This is a genomic window from Pantoea sp. 1B4, assembly GCF_016925765.1.
Taxonomy (GTDB): Bacteria; Pseudomonadota; Gammaproteobacteria; order Enterobacterales; family Enterobacteriaceae; genus Pantoea; species Pantoea agglomerans.
The window spans coordinates 1,802,698-1,821,013 of the sequence record NZ_JAEUWZ010000001.1; the positions used below are offsets into that span (position 1 = coordinate 1,802,698).

Sequence of the window (18,316 nt, forward strand, 5' to 3'; positions counted from 1 at the left end):
GCGGCTTATTATCATTGATAGCGCGGCGTATCTCAACACCTGCGCCATCTGCTGAGCGGCAGACCGCACTCAGAATTAAATTCCTGACATAACTCACAGCGTTATGGCGCGATAAAGGTCGTTTTTACCCGTTTTGAGCGTTTGAAGTAGGGCGCAAACACCGCAGCGGCCAGCAGCGACAGCAGTAATGTCTGGAGGGCACGGCTATCGGTAACCGGCGTAAAGGCAAAGGTTTTCAGTGCCAGCAGCACGGTAATCAGCAGCCAGAGCAGGTAGTGACGCGGCAGGCGGCGGGAGCGCTTAAAGAACAGCCAGCTGATCCAGAGACTATAGGCCCAGACCGCCACGGCGGTGAGCAGGGAAATAGCCCAGTAAGAGAAGAGTGTGCTGCCGTGAGAAAACAGCGCCACACGCCATTCCGGATTAAACAGTGGTGTCAGATACATCGCCAGCACCAGAACGGTGGTTAACAGGGTCATTATCAGCCATGCCAGCGGCAGCAAAAGCCAGCCACCAATACGCGGCGCAGCAACCTGTTCATTCATCGTGGTTATTCCTGTCTCGGAGAGTCGAAGCGCAGCAGAATAACATGTCCAGAGGGGCGCGCCCATCCGGACAAGATCAGCGGGATAAACAGCGATAATCAGCCGGAAATCAGACCACGTAGCGCCACACCGTTTTAGGGACACAGCCGAGATCATATAATCGTCCGCCAGAGACCAGTTCGGCACGTCGGTGATCGGCAGCCCGGTACATATTGATGATTTCCAGATCATTCGTCAGGGAGTAATTAAGATGATCGAAAAGCTTTTCCAGACTGTCTGAATTATTTACTTTGCGGAATTTAAGCAGGTAATCGTGCGCAGTCATCATTGCCATAACAGATAGAAGTAACAAAGGAGTGCTCAGTATAGGGGGCAAGCTTATGCTGTCCAGATCATGTGGCTTAAAAAAGGCGAAAATCAGATAAAAGCACCTTATTAGTCACTAAAACTCCATATCTGGCTTTTTTACTATTGTCTGAGCCAGCAACTCAGCGTCTCTATCTTAAACACCTCACTAAATTATTACGGACAGAACCGGCATAAAGCGTTTAAAAGCAGAGGTTAAATATTATTTTTTTCTTATTCAGCGCTGACACTACATTAGTGGCTTCTTTCTCACCCTTTTAGCCCAGGAAAATTAACCATTCTGCACTTAGTGCCAGAGAAACGTTTCGCCCCTGACTCAGGCCAGCGATCTACTGTGCGGACTATCACAAATCCCATTTTTTGTTCATCGCAGGCCGGATAACCCGTTTTGTACGCCTGGCTGTAATCGTTTCCAGTGGCAGTAAGCATAAGCGATTCTGTTTATTACAATTATTTAACGAGCAGATTTTTTCTACTCAGCCGTTTTATCCATAACTCCCTCGTCAGCCAAACCGTGTGACTACACGTAACCCCTTTAAATTGCTCTGTTTTGTGAAGTGTGTCGCCATTATGCACGCTTTTTTTAGTCCAGTCTAAGCAGGCTCTCTACCCTAAACAGCAAACGCCTTTCAGAGGATTAAAAACTATGTGGAAACGTTTACTTCTGACCACGCTGGTCAGCGCCGCGTTAACCGGCCCGGTACTCGCTGCAGATATGACGGTCGGCTTCTCGCAGGTAGGTTCGGAATCTGGCTGGCGTTCGGCGGAAACCAACGTAGCGAAAAGCGAAGCCAAAAAACGCGGAATCACCCTGAAAATCGCCGACGGACAGCAGAAACAAGAGAATCAGATCAAGGCGGTACGTTCGTTCATTGCTCAGGGCGTTGATGCCATCTTCATCGCACCGGTGGTGCAGACCGGCTGGGAGCCGGTACTGGAAGAAGCCAAAGATGCCAAAATCCCGGTTTACCTGCTGGACCGCGCCATTGTGGTAAAAGACAAATCGCTCTATCAGGCGGTGGTGACGGCTGACAACGTGCTGGAAGGCAAGCTGATTGGCGACTGGCTGGTGAAAACCGTGGGTGACAAGCAGTGTAACGTGGTGGAACTGCAGGGCACGGTGGGTGCCAGCGTGGCAATCGATCGTAAGAAAGGCTTTGCTGAAGCGATCAGCAACCATCCAAACATTAAAGTGATCCGCTCGCAGTCGGGTGACTTTACCCGCAGTAAGGGTAAAGAGGTGATGGAGAGCTTTATCAAGGCGGAGAACAACGGCAAAAACATCTGCATGGTTTACGCGCATAACGATGATATGGCGATCGGTGCCATTCAGGCGATTAAAGAAGCTGGCCTGAAACCGGGCAAAGATATTCTGACCGGCTCGATTGATGGTGTACCGGATATCTATAAAGCGATGCTGGCGGGTGAGGCTAACGCCAACGTGGAGCTGACGCCAAACATGGCTGGCCCGGCGTTTGATGCGCTGGAAAAATTCAAGAAAGATGGCACGCTGCCGCCAAAAGTGATCAAGACCGAATCTAAGCTGTTCCTGCCTGCCGACGCGCAGAAGGAGCTGGATACCAAAAAAAGGCATGGGTTACTGATTCACCGATCAGCCGCAGACCGCCTTACGGGGCGGTTTTTCATGACGTGAGGCGGAGTGAGCAGAATGACCACGCAAAATGAAACACCGCTGTTATCCATCAGCGGCGTCAGCAAAGGTTTTCCCGGCGTCAAAGCGCTGAATAATGTTTCCTTTGATATCCGTAAAGGGGAGATCATGGCGCTGCTGGGGGAGAACGGTGCCGGCAAATCCACCCTGATTAAAGTGCTGACCGGTGTTTACAGCCGTGATGCAGGGACCATCACCCTGAATGGTGAGCCGATTACGCCGCATAATACGGCGCAGGCGCAGGAGATGGGCATCGGCACCGTTTATCAGGAAGTGAATATGCTACCGAATATGTCGGTGGCAGATAACCTCTATATTGGCCGCGAACCGCGCCGCTTTGGCATGATCGACCGTCGCCGGATGGTGCGGGAAGCCGATGCGCTGATGCGGAATTATGGTTTTTCCCTCGATGTGACACGTCCGCTGGGCCACTACTCGGTGGCGATGCAGCAGATTATCGCCATCTGCCGCGCGGTCGATCTTTCCGCCCAGGTTTTGATCCTGGATGAGCCGACAGCCAGTCTGGATGCCAGCGAGGTTGAGATGCTGTTTACCCTGATGGCGCAGTTAAAAGCCAAAGGGATGAGCCTGATTTTTGTGACGCACTTTCTCGACCAGGTGTACCGCATTACTGACCGGATTACCGTGCTGCGTAACGGGCAGTTTATCGCCACCCGCGATACCGCGACGCTGCCGCAGATTGAGCTGATTAAGCTGATGCTGGGTCGCGAACTGCTGGAGACGGCGCTGCAGCGGCAGGGCAGCACGCTGCGCAGCAATCAGCCGGTGGTGTCGTTTGAGGATTACGGCAGGAAAGGCACCATCGAGCCCTTTAACCTGGAAGTTCGTCCAGGCGAAGTAGTGGGACTGGCGGGGCTGCTGGGTTCGGGCCGCACCGAAACCGCCGAGGTGTTGTTTGGTATTCGTCGTGCCGACCGAGGAACAGCGAAGATTAAAGGCAAGGTGCAGCGCATTACTAATCCGGCGAAAGCCTCACAGCTGGGCATGGGTTTTTGCCCGGAAGATCGTAAGACTGACGGGATTATCGGCGCGGCCTCGGTTCGTGAAAATATTATTCTGGCGTTGCAGGCGCAGCGCGGCTGGCTACGGCCAATTAAGAAGCGTGAGCAGCAGGCGATTGCCGATCGTTTTATCAAGAGTCTGGGTATTCGTACGCCGCATGCAGAGCAGCCTGTGGAGCTGTTATCGGGCGGCAACCAGCAGAAGGTGCTGCTGTCGCGCTGGCTGGTGACCAAACCGCAGTTTTTAATCCTCGACGAACCAACGCGCGGCATTGATGTGGGCGCGCACGCCGAGATTATCCGTTTAATTGAATCCCTGTGCGCCGATGGTCTGGCGCTGCTGGTGATCTCCTCTGAACTCGAAGAGCTGGTCGGTTATGCCGATCGGGTGTTGATTATGCGCGATCTGAAGCAGGTGGCAGAAATTCCGCTGGAGCAGCTTTCGGTAGCGTCGATCGTCAATGCTATCGCGGACGGAGGGGTAAAACATGCTTGAGTCCCCTATGACATCTGAAAAAACGCCACGTCGTAAGCTGAAACTCCCGCCAGGGATGCCGCAAATCGCCGCGCTGCTGTTGGTGCTGTTGATTGACAGTCTGGTGGCCAATAACTTTTTTGCCGTGCATCTGCAGGATGGGCGTCTGTTCGGCAGCCCGATCGATATTCTTAACCGTGCGGCACCGGTTGCCCTGCTGGCGATCGGGATGACGCTGGTGATCGCCACCGGCGGCATCGATCTTTCCGTGGGTGCGGTGATGGCGATCGCAGGCGCGACGGCTGCGACATTGACCGTAGCCGGACATGGTGTGCCGTTTATTATTCTCTGCACGCTGGGAACCGGTTTAGTCTGTGGCGTATGGAATGGCGTGCTGGTGGCGTTGCTGCGTATTCAGCCATTTGTTGCCACGCTGATTCTGATGGTCGCCGGGCGCGGAATCGCTCAGCTGATTACGCAGGGGCAGATTGTGACGTTCGACAGTGACAGTCTTGGCTGGTTTGGTAACGGCTCGCTGTGGATGTTGCCGGTCCCGGTCTGGATCACGCTGGTAGTAGCGCTGGCGGTCTGGTTGCTGACGCGCAAAACCGCGCTGGGTCTGTTTATCGAAGCCGTGGGGATTAACCTGCGCGCGGCCCGTAACGCGGGTGTGACAGGCTGGCTGGTGGTGATGTCAACCTACGCCATAAGTGGCGTTTGTGCCGCAGTTGCGGGGCTGATCGTCGCGGCGGATATTCGCGGTGCGGATGCCAATAACGCCGGATTATGGCTGGAGCTGGATGCGATTCTCGCCGTGGTGATTGGCGGTGCGTCGCTGATGGGTGGCCGCTTTAATCTGGTGTTGTCGCTGATCGGCGCGCTGATTATTCAGTCGATGAATACCGGGATTTTGCTCTCCGGCTTCCCGCCTGAGCTGAATCAGGTGGTGAAAGCGGTGGTGGTGATGTGCGTGCTGTTGCTGCAGTCACCACGGTTTATTGCGATGTTGAAACGGAGACGCCCGACATGATTAAACGTCATCTTCCGCTGATGATCACCTTGCTGGTGTTTGTGGCGGGTTACCTGTTTTGTCTGAGTCAGTTTCCGGGCTTTGCCTCCACCCGGGTAATCTGCAATATCCTGACCGATAATGCTTTCCTTGGGATTATCGCCGTCGGCATGACCTTCGTGATTTTATCGGGCGGTATCGATCTGTCGGTGGGTGCGGTGATCGCCTTTACCGGCGTGTTTCTTGCCCGGGCGATCGGTGATTTTCATATCGATCCCTTGCTGGCCTTTGCGCTGATTCTGTCGCTGGGCGCGCTGTTCGGGGCCATGATGGGCTGGCTGATCGATGCACTGAAGATTCCGGCATTTATCATTACGCTGGCGGGGATGTTTTTCCTGCGCGGATGCAGTTATCTGGTGTCGGAGAACTCAATTCCTATCGATCATCCGTTCTACAGCATGCTTTCCAGTCTGGCGTGGAAAGTGCCGGGCGGTGGGCGTCTCAGCCTGCTGGCGGTGATTATGCTGGTGGTAGTGTTTGGCGGGATTATTCTGGCGCACCGCACGCGCTTTGGTAACCGGGTTTACGCCATCGGTGGCAATATGACATCCGCCCAGCTGATGGGCGTTTCGACCCGTGCGACCACCATTAAGATTTATATGCTTTCCACCACGCTGGCGACGCTGGCCGGGATCGTGTTCTCGATTTATACCTCGGCAGGTTATGCGCTGGCAGGGCTGGGTGTGGAGCTGGATGCGATCGCGTCAGTGGTGATTGGCGGCACGCTGCTGTCGGGTGGTGTCGGTACAGTTTTGGGCACGCTGTTCGGTGTGTTGATTCAGGGGCTGATTCAGACCTGGATTAACTTCGACGGTACGCTGAGTTCCTGGTGGACCAAGATCGCCATCGGGATTCTGTTGTTCGCATTTATCGCCCTGCAGCGGTTACTGACGGTCATCTGGGATCGTCAGCAGAACGCGCCCGTTAAGCGATTACCTTCCTGAGTTCTTCAGTACTCCGGTCAATGGCGGCTCGCAGGAGCCGCCTTTTACTGCGCAAGGCGCAGCACCATGACCGTGACTTCTTCACCCGCGATTTGCCGCTGTTCCACCGCCTGCCATCCTGAACGCTGATAGTACGCCTGTTGATCGGGTGTATAGAGCCACAGTTCACCCATCTGCTGTTGTCTGGCTCGCGCAATCGCCTGCTGTATTAACGCTTTTGCCACGCCCTGACCCCGGAATGTCTTGTCCGTCACCACCTCACCAATCCAGAATTCTCGTGCCGGAATGTCATCCAGTTCATAGCGAATGACGCTACAGGTCGCGACCACCGTTTCGCCATCCGGTGTGGCAATAAGAGTAAATTCTGCCGAAGGTTTCTGATTGCGCTGTTTTAAACGCTCAAGGATGGCAGGCGGGTGAGACCATGCAGGAAGGTGTGACCATTCAGTGTGCAACAGTTGTGCGGTTTGTCCGGCGAAGCCGGGATGTTGGTTTAGCTCGGCAATGTGCATGGCGCTGGCGACCTTTGTTTTGTCAGGCTACAAGCAATACAGGCTGGTGGGGGAAAGTGCAAGTTCAAGAAAGGGTTAAGTTATAGCAAAGACTTAGGTTCTCTTTTGTATGACAGGAAAAACAATCGCTATTGGATTTAGGTGCAAGGTCAGGAAAGGTATGCCTGATCGCAAAGGATTCCCGCATCCATGCGGATCGGCCGCGCCATCCCTGGCGCGGACGCTTTGCTCTTCAGGCATATCTTTCCTTCCCGGTTGGGCTGATGCATCGCTTTAAGAAGCAGGACAGTGGATATTTCTATTGATGGTGGATTAATACAAATTGCTTTTGGCTGATGAGAAAGGTCAGGAAAGGTATGCCTGATCGCAAAGGATTCCCGCATCCATGCGGATCGGCCGCGCCCTCCCTGGCGCGGACGCTTTGCTTTTCAGGCATACCTTTCCTTCCCGGTTGGGCTGATGCATCGCTTTAAGAAGCAGGACAGTGGATATTTCTATTGATGGTGGATTAATACAAATTGCTTTTGGCTGATGAGAAAGGTCAGGAAAGGTATGCCTGATCGCAAAGGGTTCCCGCATCCATGCGGATCGGCCGCGCCATCCCTGGCGCGGACGCTTTGCTCTTCAGGCATACCTTTCCTTCCCGATTGGGCTGATGCATCGCTTTAGGAAGCAGGACAGTGGATATTTCTATTGATGGTGGATTAATACAAATTGCTGTTGGCTGATGAGAAAGGTCAGGAAAGATATGCCTGATCGCAAAGGATTCCCGCATCCATGCGGATCGGCCACGCCATCCCTGGCGCGGACGCTTTGCTTTTCAGGCATACCTTTCCTTCCCGGTTGGGCTTGATCATGGCTTTAAAAACATGCGCTGAACTATCAAAATTACGGAACGCCCGTCATTCCCGACTGAATAGCACAGTATTTATCAAAAACTGATGCCACATAATCCTGCGTCGGCCGTTTCATTAACTTACTTAAGAGCGCTGTTAATTAAAAAATTGAACAGCGCCCTTTAGTTATTAACGTTTCAAACGGTAATACGCTTCGTTCCAGCGCAGTGCGTCTTTAAACGCAGGTAAACGCGTGTGCTCATCAATCACCAGCACTTCAATGTCGTTCATCTCACCGTACAGATACATATCATCCAGCGTCAGCGCCTGGCTGAACACCGTATGGTGCGCGCCGCCGCCCAGAATCCACGCTTCGGATGCCGTTGCCAGTGACGGCTGGGCTTTCCATAGTGCGCGCGCAACCGGCAACTTCGGCAGCGGTTTCGGCTGTTCGATAGCATCCACCACGTTAACCAGCAGACGGAAACGATCACCCATATCAATTACGCTGGCGTTAATCGCGCGACCCGCTGGCGTTGAGAAAATCATGCGCGCCGGATCGGCTTTATCACCAATGCCCAGGAACTGCACATCGATCAATGGCTTCTCTTCAATGGCAATCGACGGGCAGACCTCCAGCATATGCGAGCCGAGGACCAGATCGTTACCGGGTGAGAAGTGATAGGTGTAATCCTCCATAAAGGAGGTGCCACCGTTGCGATCGCCTGCCAGCACTTTGAAAATGCGCAGCAGCGCAGCGGTCTTCCAGTCACCTTCACCTGCGAAGCCATAACCCTGACCCATCAGACGCTGAACCGCCAGGCCTGGCAACTGCGTCATGCCGTGCAGCGTCTGGAAGTTGGTGGTGAAAGCGTGGCAGCCTTCTGCTTCCAGGAAACGTTTCAGACCCAGCTCAATGCGTGCGGCATCCAGCACGTTCTGACGCTTTTCGCCGCCGGAAGCGGCAACATCGGTAAAGCGATAAAGGCTTTCATATTCATCGACCAGCGCATTCACGTCGCCATCGCTGACGCCATTGATCACCTCAACCAGATCGCCGACGCCCCAGCCATTCACCGAATAACCGAACTGAATCTGCGCGGCGACTTTATCGCCTTCGGTCACGGCCACTTCACGCATGTTGTCGCCAAAACGCGCGACTTTCAGCTGCTGACTGGCCTGTTTTGTCAGTGCTGCACGCATCCAGTTGCCGAGGCGCTGCTGGCTGGCGCTATCCTGCCAGTGACCGGTCACCACGCTGTGCTGCAGGCCCATACGTGCGCCGATGAAACCGAACTCGCGGCCGCCGTGTGCGGTCTGGTTCAGGTTCATAAAGTCCATGTCCATGCTGTCCCACGGAATCTCCGCATTGAACTGGGTATGGAATTGCAGCAGCGGCTTATTCAGCACGCTCAGGCCACCGATCCACATTTTGGCCGGGGAGAAGGTGTGCAGCCAGGTAATGATACCGACGCACTGCTTGTCATAATTGGCGTCGCGACACAGAGCCAGCGCTTCATCCGGTGACTTAACCAGCGGTTTCAGCTCCAGACGCAGCGGTAAACCGGCCTGATTTAAACCCTCGACCACCTGACGTGCATTCTGTTCAACCTGGCGTAACGTCTCCGCCCCGTAGAGGTGCTGCGTGCCGATGACAAACCACACGCTGTAGCTGTTTGACTGTTCCATAAAATCACTCCTTTACTTTGAGCCTACCTCAATAGGCTATTTTATTTGTCAGTCTGAACCTGGGCAGTGCTCACACAGGCTGCTTTAGCAACCTGAACGCCCGTCAGGGCGGCCCTGAAAGGGCGAGCGTAGCGAGTAATCCTCACGTACTCCGTGTACTACGGATTGTTCCGCGCTGTCCGTGTCCAGACTGCCTGCAACATTACGCCTGCTGAGATAGGCTCTTAGCGGAAGCGGGGCGTGCGGCGTATTGCGGTTCAGCCGCCACGCACCATTGTTGATAGCGTTGATAAAGTTGTTGATAGCGGGCGACGCGCGCCGGATCGGGCTGCAGTGTCACGGCAATCGGGCTGGCCATCACCTGCTGGGCGTCGGGAACGCTGGCGTGCACACCGGCGGCGACGGCGGCGAAAATGGCCGCACCCAGCGCACAGCACTCGTCAGAGGCGACGATATCCAGTGGGCGGTTCATCACATCGCAGCAGGCCTGCATAATCGCCGGGGATTTCCGCGCGATGCCGCCCAGGGTCAGAATGCTCTCGACCGGGATCTGCTGCTGTTCGAAGCACTCCATAATTGCGCGTGCGCCAAATGCGGTGGCGGCGACCAGACCACCAAACAGCGCGGGGGCATCGGTGCCCAGATTGAGGTCGGTAATCACCCCTTTCAGCCGCTGATTGGCATTTGGCGTGCGGCGACCGTTAAACCAGTCCAGCACCACCGGCAGATGGTCGAGCTGCGGGTTTGCGGCCCAGGCCTCGGTCAGATCTTTAATCAGACTCTTTTGCATCTCAGCCAGCTGAGGCTTCAGCTCCGGATGCTGCTGCGCCGCCAGCTGTAGTGGCCAGCCCAGTAAACGGCTGAACCAGGCGTAGATATCACCAAAGGCAGATTGACCCGCCTCCAGCCCGATAGCGCCTGGCATTACGCTGCCATCGACCTGACCACAGATGCCTTTGATGTCGCGATCGCCGACCTTTTCAGTATCCGCAATCAGGATGTCGCAGGTTGAGGTGCCAATCACTTTCACCAGGGTATAGGGTTTGGCACCGCCACCGACCGCGCCCATATGGCAGTCAAATGCGCCACCCGAGAGCGTCACGGTTTGCGTCAGACCAAGACGCTGCGCCCATTCAGGGCTAAGCGTGCCGACAGGCAGATCAGCGGTCCAGGTATCGGTAAACAGGGGAGAGTCGAGCTGTTGCGTCAACAGCGGGTCCAGCGCATTGAGAAAATCGACATCGGGCAGACCGTTCCAGTCGCCGTGCCACAGCGCCTTGTGCCCGGCCGCACAGCGGCCCCGACGCAATTTATCAGGTGCGGTGGTGCCGCTTAACAGGGCTGGCACCCAGTCGCACAGCTCGACCCAGGAGACAGCGGCGTCACGCACGGCCGCATCTTCACGCGACACGTGCAGAATCTTCGCCCAGAACCACTCTGAGGAGTAAATTCCGCCAATATAGCGGCTGTAATCCTGGAAGCGGCCGCTGTGGCACAGCTGATTGATCTCTTCCGCTTCTTCTATAGCGGTGTGATCTTTCCACAACACAAACATCGCGTTGGGGTTGTCGGCGAACTCCGGACGCAGCGCCAGCACGTTGCCGTCGCGGTCAATAGGGGCAGGGGTCGAACCGGTGCTGTCAACACCAATGCCGACCACGGCGTTGCGCTGATCTTCACTCAGTGCATTCAGCACGCCGAGCAGCGCCTGCTCCATGGCGTCGATGTAATCCTGTGGATGGTGACGAAAACGGTTAGTGTGCGGATCGCTGTATAAGCCCTGTTGCCAGCGCGGATAGCTGAACACCGCACTCTGCAGCTCTTTGCCGCTATGACAATCCACGGCCAGCGCACGCACCGAATCACTACCAAAGTCCAGCCCAAGGGTGATGGCTCCAGCACGCATCGGAATCTCCTGTAGTTAGTTAACTCCTGTATCCTGGGTTCGGCGCGCGAAATCAGTTAGTCATCGCTGGCTGACAATATGCACTTTTCTGTCATCGGCAGTGATTTTGTGATCCATTGCAAAAGTTAAGGTCCGGTTAAATTTGCTGAATATATGGATCATTTTGTCGTGATTTTAAGATGTGATACCGCTCTACATTTTTCTTCGCTAATACCGCTAAAACTAGCCCAGCGTCTGGACAGTCTGTCAGCACATGCCAGCCTAACGCACTGATTTATGGCTGTACTCACAAAACAAAACAAACTGGTAGCGTTTACACCGATTCGTTATTAGCAGCGAAAAATAACCTGGTACCGGAGAGCATCATGCATAAATTCACTAAAGCGTTCGCGGTCATCGGCCTGGCAGCGGTTATGTCACAATCCGCTATCGCCGAGACCATGAAGCTGGGATTCTTAGTCAAGCAACCAGAGGAACCCTGGTTCCAGACTGAATGGAAATTCGCCGACAAAGCGGGCAAAGATCTTGGCTTTGATGTCATTAAAATTGCCGTGCCGGATGGTGAAAAAACCCTGAATGCCATCGACAGCCTGGCGGCTAACGGCGCGAAAGGTTTTGTTATCTGTACGCCCGATCCGAAACTCGGCTCTGCCATCATGGCAAAAGCGCGTGGCTACGGTCTGAAAGTCATCGCGGTCGATGACCAGTTCGTCACCGCCAAAGGCAAACCAATGGATACCGTGCCGCTGGTGATGATGGCCGCGACCAAAATTGGTGAGCGTCAGGGTCAGGAACTCTATAAAGAGATGCAGAAACGCGGCTGGGATGTGAAAACCACCGGCGTGATGGCGATTACCGCTAACGAACTCGACACTGCTCGTCGTCGTACCGGCGGCTCCATGGACGCCATCAAAGCCGCTGGCTTCCCGGCAGCGCAGATCTACCAGGTCCCCACTAAATCTAACGACATCCCTGGCGCATTTGACGCCGGTAACTCTCTGCTGGTTCAGCATCCTGAAGTCAAACACTGGCTGATTGTCGGCATGAACGACAACACTGTGCTGGGCGGCGTGCGCGCGACCGAAGGTCAGGGCTTTAAAGCCGCTGACGTCATCGGTATCGGCATCAACGGCGTGGATGCCATCAGTGAACTGTCGAAAGAGAAAGCGACCGGCTTCTACGGATCGCTGTTGCCAAGCCCGGATATCCACGGCTACAAAAGCAGCCAGATGCTCTACAACTGGGTCAGCAAAGGTGAAGAGCCACCGAAATTCACCGAAGTTACCGATGTGGTGCTGATCACCCGTGACAACTTCAAAACTGAACTGGCGAAAAAAGGACTGATGTAACCCTGAGCCTGCCAGGCAGTTTGTCACCTGGCATCCTTAATAGCCAATTTCGCGCCGCCCGCCATAACCGGCCGGTGGCGCGAAAGAGTGAGGAAAAACATGAACACTGATTCAGCATTTCTGTCGTTTCATGGCATCAGTAAAACCTTCCCTGGCGTCAAAGCGTTGCAGGATATCTCCTTCGACTGCCGTGGCGGTGAAGTCCATGCTCTGATGGGCGAGAACGGCGCAGGCAAATCGACGCTGTTAAAAATACTCAGCGGCAGTTATCAGCCGAGCGGCGGTGAGATTCGTATTAAAGGCCAGCCGATGAGCTTTCAGCGCACCACCGATGCGCTGGACGCGGGCGTCGCCATTATTTACCAGGAACTGCATCTGGTGCCGGAAATGAGCGTGGCAGAGAACATCTATCTCGGTCAGATCCCGCACAAACATGGGCTGGTCAACCGTAAGCTGATGCGTTTTGAGGCGGGCCTGCAACTGAAAAATCTCGGCATGGATATCGATCCCGATATGCCGCTGAAATATCTGTCGCTGGGGCAGTGGCAGATGGTGGAGATTGCCAAAGCGCTGGCGCGTAACGCGCGCATTATCGCCTTTGATGAGCCAACCAGCTCCCTGTCGGCGCGTGAAATCGACAACCTGTTCCGCGTCATCCGTCAGCTCCGTGAGGAGGGCCGGGTGGTGCTCTACGTTTCACACCGCATGGAGGAGATCTTCGCCCTCAGCGATGCCATCACCGTCTTTAAAGATGGCCGCTACGTGCGGACGTTTACCGATATGGCTAACACCCATCACGACGATCTGGTGCAGGCGATGGTGGGACGAAACCTTGGTGATATCTATGGCTATTCACCGCGTGCCAAAGGCGCGGTGCGGCTGGAGCTGGACAAGGTCGAAGCGAAGGGCGTGCGGACGCCGATTTCGCTGAAAGTCCATGCCGGTGAAATCGTCGGCCTGTTTGGCCTGGTCGGTGCCGGTCGCAGTGAACTGCTGAAAGGGCTGTTTGGCGGCACGCGTCTGCGCGGCGGTCAGGTGATTCTGGACGGCAAACCGCTGCCGCTGCGGGAGCCGATCGATGCCATCCGTGCGGGCATCATGCTCTGCCCGGAAGATCGCAAAGCCGAGGGCATTATTCCGGTGCATTCGGTGCGCGACAACATCAACATCAGCGCCCGTCGTCATAACCTTACTGCGGGCTGCCTGATTAAAAACGGCTGGGAAAATAAAAATGCCGACAGCCATATCCGCTCGCTAAACATCAAAACGCCCAGCGCCGATCAGCTGATCATGAACCTTTCCGGCGGCAACCAGCAGAAGGCGATTCTGGGACGCTGGCTGTCAGAGGATATGAAGGTGATCCTGCTGGATGAGCCAACGCGCGGTATCGATGTCGGTGCCAAACATGAAATCTATAACCTGATTTATCAGCTGGCGAACCGGGGCATTGCGGTGCTGTTCGCCTCCAGCGATTTACCGGAAGTGATGGGCCTGGCCGATCGCATCGTGGTGATGCGCGAAGGTGCCATTGCCGGTGAACTGCTACACGACGACGCCACGGAACAGCAGACGCTGAGCCTGGCGATGCCCAAAACCACTCAAGCGGCCGCCGTGGCCTGACAGGAGATAATCATGGCTTCATCCACGACCTCAAATACGCCGCAGCCCGCTTCACGCGGCGGCCTGCAGTTAGGTCGCATCTGGGACAACTTCGGCATGCTGGTAGTATTTGCACTGCTGTTTATTGTCTGTGCGATCTTTGTGCCGAACTTCGGCTCGTTTATCAATATGAAAGGCTTAGGGCTGGCAATGTCGATGTCCGGCATGGTCGCCTGCGGCATGCTGTTCTGTCTGGCTTCCGGTGATTTTGACCTGTCGGTCGCTTCCGTCATCGCCTGTGCGGGTGTGGTTACCGCCGTGGTGATTAACATGACCGAAAGCCTGTGGATTGGCGTGGGTGCCGGCCTGGTTCTCGGTATGATCACCGGCTTTATCAACGGCTTTGTCATTGCCCGCCTCAAGATCAATGCGCTGATCACCACGCTGGCGACCATGCAGATTGTCCGCGGCCTGGCCTATATCTTCTCTGACGGTAAAGCGGTCGGTATCGAAGATGAGCGTTTCTTCGAACTGGGCTTTGCCAACTGGCTTGGCGTGCCCGCTCCCATCTGGCTGACTCTGGCCACCATGCTGATCTTCGGCTTCCTGCTCAACAAAACCACCTTTGGCCGTAACACCCTGGCAATTGGCGGCAATGAAGAAGCCGCACGTCTGGCCGGTGTGCCGGTGGTGCGCACCCGCATCATCATCTTTATCCTCTCCGGTCTGGTTTCAGCGGCGGCGGGCATCATTCTGGCGTCACGTATGACCAGCGGCCAGCCAATGACCTCCATCGGCTATGAGCTGGTGGTGATTTCTGCCTGCGTGCTGGGTGGCGTTTCGCTGAAGGGCGGCATCGGTAAAATCTCCTATGTGGTGGCAGGGGTGCTGATCCTCGGCACGGTAGAGAATGCGATGAATTTATTGAATATCTCGCCATTCTCACAGTATGTGGTACGCGGTCTGATACTGTTAGCTGCGGTGATTTTTGACCGTTACAAACAGAAAAAAGCCTGATTGAGCGAGCCGTTGGTCCGCAGAGGCAGAAGCCTCTGCGGGCTATCCGAACAATAACAGACTGAGTGAGGACGCTATGTATCACCGCGAATTACCGGCCGAGCAGCAAAACCCCTTGTTGCCGGGCTATTCATTCAATGCCTGGCTGGTGGCGGGGCTGACGCCGATCACCGCCGATGGTCCGCTCGATTTCTTTATCGATCGCCCGCACGGCATGAAAGGTTACATTCTGAATCTCACTATCAAAGGTAAAGGGCGGGTATTTGACGGCGAGCGGGCATTTGACTGCGAACCTGGCGAAATGCTGCTGTTTCAGCCGAAAACGGCTCACTATTATGGTCGCGCGCCGGACAGCCCGCAGTGGTTTCACCGCTGGGTCTATTTCCGTCCGCGCGCCTACTGGCACGACTGGCTACGCTGGCAGGATGAGCAGGAGGGCGTGGGACGACTGCTGCTGCCTGAATCGCTGCGCGGCGAATTTGATCGCCTGTTTGCCAGTATCGAACAGACCCACAATTCGGGCCGTCGCTTTGCAGAAGAGCTGGCGATGAACCTGCTGGAACGGCTGCTGCTGCGCGCCGTTGAAGAAGATCCACGCAGCCATCAGTTAATTCGCGATCCACGCGTGATTGAAGCCTGCCAGTACGTCACCAACCATCTCGCCAGTGAGGTTAAGATTGAAGAGGTGGCGCGCCACGTCTGTCTGTCACCGTCGCGGCTGGCGCACCTGTTCCGCGAGCAGATGGGCGTGAACCTGCTGCGCTGGCGTGAAGATCAGCGTGTAATCCGCGCGAAACTGCTGCTGCAGACCACCCAGGAGCCGATCGCCTCGGTAGGACGTGAAGTGGGCTATGACGATCAGCTCTACTTCTCGCGGGTGTTCCGCAAGCGGGTCGGCGTCAGTCCCAGCGACTTCCGCCGCCGTAATCAGGATGCGCACGACAGCCTGGCCGCTCAGACCGCCTGGCCGCTGGCGCGAAGTGCTATCTCTTAGTTTTTTCGGGGAATTCCGGCTTGTCGTCATTTGGTTAATAGTCTTAAATCAATCAGGTTATCAACTAAGAGTCTGGTCAATCAGGCTCTGAGAGGAATCCAAATGAGCGATAAATTACGTGTTGGTCTGATCGGCTACGGTTTTGCCAGTAAAACGTTTCACGCCCCGCTGATTGCGGGGACGCCGGAAGTCGAGCTGGCAGCCATTTCCAGTAGCGACGCCAGCAAAGTCCACGCCGACTGGCCCGCCGTTAAGGTAGTGGCCGACCCTCAGGCGCTGCTGGATGACCCGACGCTGCAACTGATCGTTATTCCTACCCCCAACGACACGCACTTCCCGCTGGCAAAAGCAGCGCTGAACGCCGGTAAACATGTGGTAGTCGATAAGCCGTTCACCGTGACGTTGTCACAGGCACGTGAACTGGATGCGCTGGCGAAAGCCAAAGGGCTGCTGCTGTCGGTGTTCCACAACCGCCGCTGGGACAGTGACTTCCTGACGCTGAAATCGCTGATTGAGGCCGGTACGCTGGGTGAAGTGCGCTACTTCGAATCGCACTTTGACCGCTTCCGTCTGGAAGTGCGTAATCGCTGGCGTGAAATGAAAGGCGCAGGCAGCGGAATCTGGTATGACCTGGGGCCGCATCTGCTGGACCAGGCGCTGCAGCTGTTTGGCCCGCCGGTCGCTATCACGGTTGATCTGGCCGAGATGCGTCCGGGCGCGCAGACTACCGACTACTTCCACGCGACGCTGACTTATCCGCAGCGCCGTGTCGTGCTGCACGCCAGCATGCTGGTCGCGGCAGAATCTGCCCGTTATACCGTCCACGGCACGCGCGGCAGTTACGTCAAATATGGTCTTGATCCGCAGGAAGATCGCCTGAAGTCAGGTGATTTCCCGCCGCAGGAAGACTGGGGCTATGACATGCGTGATGGCACTCTGACGCTGGTTGACGGAGATTCCCTGACCGAAACGACCCAGCTGACCCAGCCAGGCAACTATCCCGCTTACTATGCGGGCATCCGCGATGCGATTGCCGGACGTGGTAACAATCCGGTGACAGCGGAAGAGGCGATTCATGTGATGGAGCTGATCGAGTTAGGTCTGCAATCCGCCGAGAAACGCCAGACGATGTCGCTGAAGCGCGTTTAATCGGTCGGTGCTTAAAACGCAATAAGTAAAAAAGCCAAACGGGCCGGATATCCGGCCCGTTTTTTGTCCCTACGCTTCAGGATTACTGCACCCGTGCGCGAAGAGCCGCTTTCTCTGCTTCGTTAAGGAACGCAATCGTCAGACCATTTTCCTGCGCCTGACGGATCTGCGCCGCGCTCAGACCGGCAGCCGGAGCGGCGTGATGATACTCATGCGCCAGTTCAATGCCCTGAACCGCCGGATCATCCGTGTTGATCGTCGCCAGAATGCCATGCTCCAGGAAGGTCTTCAGCGGATGCTGCGCCAGTGATGGCACGGTGCTGGTCTGGATATTGGAGGTCAGGCAGGATTCAATACCAATACGGTGCTCCGCCAGGAAATCCATCAGCGCGCGATCTTCAATCGCTTTCACGCCGTGACCGATACGTTCTGCACCCAGCTCCCGAATCGCCTGCCAGATGCTCTCGGGTCCGGCTGCTTCGCCCGCATGGACGGTCACGCGGAAACCGGCATCGCGCGCCTGGGTAAAGTGGCTCAGGAACTCGCTGCCCGGGAAGCCCAGCTCATCACCCGCCAGATCGACCGCGGTGATGTGATCGCGATGGGCAAGCAAACCTTCCAGTTCGCTGAGGCAGGCATCTTCGCCAAAGGTACGGCTCATAATACCGATCAGACGCACGTCGATATCGTGCTGCTGACGGCCTGCGCGCACGCCATCAATTACCGCTTCAACCACACCGGCAATCGGCAGGTTGTGGGTCATCGCCATATAACCAGGGGAAAAACGCAGTTCAGCATAGTGAATGCCCGCGCGGGCGGCATCTTCGACATTCTCCTGCGCGATCCGGCGGCAGGCATCCAGATCACCCAGCACTTTTACACCCCAGTCGAGCTTCTGCAGGAAGCTCACCAGGTCAGGCTCATTCTGGCCGACCTGCACATGCGGACGCAGCGTCTCCAGCGTGGAAGCAGGCAGGGCGAGGTTAAACTGGCGACCTAAATCGAGAATGGTTTGTGCACGGATGTTGCCATCAAGGTGGCGGTGAATATCAGTCAGAGGAATTTTAGAATCGATCATGGCGCACTCGCTCAGTTGTCGGTGAAGTGCAGAGCATTATAAAAATATCTTGCGCAACAGCGCCAGCTATTTGCGCAACAGCTGCGCCGGATGC

Annotated in this window: 15 protein-coding genes; 9 read left to right on the top strand and 6 right to left on the bottom strand. The window is 55.7% G+C overall.

From position 1 onward, the window contains the following. Nucleotides 1-101: 101 nt before the first annotated feature. Together JNO11_RS08805 and ydgT are read right to left on the bottom strand one after the other, a co-directional pair. Nucleotides 102-545, bottom strand: coding sequence for a DUF2569 domain-containing protein (locus JNO11_RS08805; RefSeq protein ID WP_010245382.1), 444 nt, complete (start codon nt 543-545; stop codon nt 102-104). A gap of 109 nt (nt 546-654) precedes the next feature. Then, a complete protein-coding gene (gene ydgT, locus JNO11_RS08810; protein WP_003853427.1) occupies nt 655-870 on the bottom strand; it encodes a transcription modulator YdgT in 216 nt (71 codons plus the stop codon). Nucleotides 871-1,557: 687 nt separating this feature from the next. Between ydgT and ytfQ the strand changes: the two genes are divergently transcribed. Genes ytfQ through yjfF form a run of 4 tightly spaced genes read left to right on the top strand, consistent with a single transcriptional unit; the run spans nt 1,558 to nt 6,093 of the window. Beyond that, nucleotides 1,558-2,565: a galactofuranose ABC transporter, galactofuranose-binding protein YtfQ gene (gene ytfQ, locus JNO11_RS08815; RefSeq protein ID WP_325177188.1), complete on the top strand. Its 1,008-nt coding sequence runs from the start codon at nt 1,558-1,560 to the stop codon at nt 2,563-2,565. 15 nt (nt 2,566-2,580) lie between these two features. Then, nucleotides 2,581-4,101 carry a sugar ABC transporter ATP-binding protein gene (locus tag JNO11_RS08820; RefSeq protein WP_010245377.1) on the top strand — a complete coding sequence of 507 codons (1,521 nt, stop codon included), beginning with the start codon at nt 2,581-2,583 and terminating at the stop codon, nt 4,099-4,101. Next, complete coding sequence (gene ytfT, locus JNO11_RS08825) at nt 4,094-5,110, top strand: galactofuranose ABC transporter, ATP-binding protein YtfT (protein WP_325177189.1); 1,017 nt, start codon at nt 4,094-4,096, stop codon at nt 5,108-5,110. The genes JNO11_RS08820 and ytfT overlap by 8 nt, the downstream gene beginning before the upstream one ends. Continuing rightward, entirely contained in the window at nt 5,107-6,093 is a 987-nt protein-coding gene (gene yjfF / locus JNO11_RS08830; RefSeq protein WP_010670080.1) for a galactofuranose ABC transporter, permease protein YjfF, read from the top strand. The genes ytfT and yjfF overlap by 4 nt, the downstream gene beginning before the upstream one ends. A gap of 44 nt (nt 6,094-6,137) precedes the next feature. Here the strand turns inward: yjfF and JNO11_RS08835 are convergent, their stop codons facing one another. The 3 genes from JNO11_RS08835 to JNO11_RS08845 all read right to left on the bottom strand — a co-directional run bounded on the left by JNO11_RS08835 (nt 6,138) and on the right by JNO11_RS08845 (nt 11,036). Next, nucleotides 6,138-6,605 carry a GNAT family N-acetyltransferase gene (locus JNO11_RS08835; RefSeq protein ID WP_122888913.1) on the bottom strand — a complete coding sequence of 156 codons (468 nt, stop codon included), beginning with the start codon at nt 6,603-6,605 and terminating at the stop codon, nt 6,138-6,140. A gap of 1,025 nt (nt 6,606-7,630) precedes the next feature. After that, entirely contained in the window at nt 7,631-9,130 is a 1,500-nt protein-coding gene (araA, locus tag JNO11_RS08840; RefSeq protein WP_325177190.1) for an L-arabinose isomerase, read from the bottom strand. A 202-nt stretch (nt 9,131-9,332) separates the two neighbouring features. Then, nucleotides 9,333-11,036, bottom strand: a complete 1,704-nt coding sequence (locus JNO11_RS08845) for a ribulokinase (protein ID WP_010670083.1) — start codon at nt 11,034-11,036, stop codon at nt 9,333-9,335. A 365-nt stretch (nt 11,037-11,401) separates the two neighbouring features. Between JNO11_RS08845 and JNO11_RS08850 the strand changes: the two genes are divergently transcribed. The 5 genes from JNO11_RS08850 (at nt 11,402) to JNO11_RS08870 (ending at nt 17,144) form a co-directional block, all read left to right on the top strand. Next, nucleotides 11,402-12,385 carry an arabinose ABC transporter substrate-binding protein gene (locus tag JNO11_RS08850; protein WP_010670084.1) on the top strand — a complete coding sequence of 328 codons (984 nt, stop codon included), beginning with the start codon at nt 11,402-11,404 and terminating at the stop codon, nt 12,383-12,385. Nucleotides 12,386-12,484: 99 nt separating this feature from the next. Then, nucleotides 12,485-14,005 carry an L-arabinose ABC transporter ATP-binding protein AraG gene (araG, locus tag JNO11_RS08855; protein ID WP_010245364.1) on the top strand — a complete coding sequence of 507 codons (1,521 nt, stop codon included), beginning with the start codon at nt 12,485-12,487 and terminating at the stop codon, nt 14,003-14,005. A 12-nt stretch (nt 14,006-14,017) separates the two neighbouring features. Further along, entirely contained in the window at nt 14,018-15,001 is a 984-nt protein-coding gene (gene araH, locus JNO11_RS08860) for an L-arabinose ABC transporter permease AraH (RefSeq protein WP_010245363.1), read from the top strand. A gap of 76 nt (nt 15,002-15,077) precedes the next feature. Further along, a complete protein-coding gene (gene araC / locus JNO11_RS08865; RefSeq protein WP_003853440.1) occupies nt 15,078-15,995 on the top strand; it encodes an arabinose operon transcriptional regulator AraC in 918 nt (305 codons plus the stop codon). A 102-nt stretch (nt 15,996-16,097) separates the two neighbouring features. Continuing rightward, a complete protein-coding gene (locus tag JNO11_RS08870; RefSeq protein ID WP_325177191.1) occupies nt 16,098-17,144 on the top strand; it encodes an oxidoreductase in 1,047 nt (348 codons plus the stop codon). A gap of 82 nt (nt 17,145-17,226) precedes the next feature. Here JNO11_RS08870 and add read toward each other — a convergent pair whose 3' ends face one another. Beyond that, nucleotides 17,227-18,222, bottom strand: coding sequence for an adenosine deaminase (add, locus tag JNO11_RS08875; RefSeq protein ID WP_311978686.1), 996 nt, complete (start codon nt 18,220-18,222; stop codon nt 17,227-17,229). Between the last annotated feature and the right edge of the window lie 94 nt (nt 18,223-18,316).

Excerpts from the sequence above, each read along its gene's own strand:
- araC (WP_003853440.1), top strand. The coding sequence starts at position 15,078 with ATGTATCACCGCGAATTACCGGCCGAGCAGCAAAACCCCTTGTTGCCG.
- add (WP_311978686.1), bottom strand. The coding sequence starts at position 18,222 with ATGATCGATTCTAAAATTCCTCTGACTGATATTCACCGCCACCTTGAT.
- ytfQ (WP_325177188.1), top strand. The coding sequence starts at position 1,558 with ATGTGGAAACGTTTACTTCTGACCACGCTGGTCAGCGCCGCGTTAACC.
- JNO11_RS08870 (WP_325177191.1), top strand. The coding sequence starts at position 16,098 with ATGAGCGATAAATTACGTGTTGGTCTGATCGGCTACGGTTTTGCCAGT.
- araA (WP_325177190.1), bottom strand. The coding sequence starts at position 9,130 with ATGGAACAGTCAAACAGCTACAGCGTGTGGTTTGTCATCGGCACGCAG.
- ydgT (WP_003853427.1), bottom strand. The coding sequence starts at position 870 with ATGACTGCGCACGATTACCTGCTTAAATTCCGCAAAGTAAATAATTCA.
- JNO11_RS08820 (WP_010245377.1), top strand. The coding sequence starts at position 2,581 with ATGACCACGCAAAATGAAACACCGCTGTTATCCATCAGCGGCGTCAGC.
- yjfF (WP_010670080.1), top strand. The coding sequence starts at position 5,107 with ATGATTAAACGTCATCTTCCGCTGATGATCACCTTGCTGGTGTTTGTG.
- JNO11_RS08850 (WP_010670084.1), top strand. The coding sequence starts at position 11,402 with ATGCATAAATTCACTAAAGCGTTCGCGGTCATCGGCCTGGCAGCGGTT.
- araG (WP_010245364.1), top strand. The coding sequence starts at position 12,485 with ATGAACACTGATTCAGCATTTCTGTCGTTTCATGGCATCAGTAAAACC.
- JNO11_RS08835 (WP_122888913.1), bottom strand. The coding sequence starts at position 6,605 with ATGCACATTGCCGAGCTAAACCAACATCCCGGCTTCGCCGGACAAACC.
- ytfT (WP_325177189.1), top strand. The coding sequence starts at position 4,094 with ATGCTTGAGTCCCCTATGACATCTGAAAAAACGCCACGTCGTAAGCTG.
- araH (WP_010245363.1), top strand. The coding sequence starts at position 14,018 with ATGGCTTCATCCACGACCTCAAATACGCCGCAGCCCGCTTCACGCGGC.
- JNO11_RS08805 (WP_010245382.1), bottom strand. The coding sequence starts at position 545 with ATGAATGAACAGGTTGCTGCGCCGCGTATTGGTGGCTGGCTTTTGCTG.
- JNO11_RS08845 (WP_010670083.1), bottom strand. The coding sequence starts at position 11,036 with ATGCGTGCTGGAGCCATCACCCTTGGGCTGGACTTTGGTAGTGATTCG.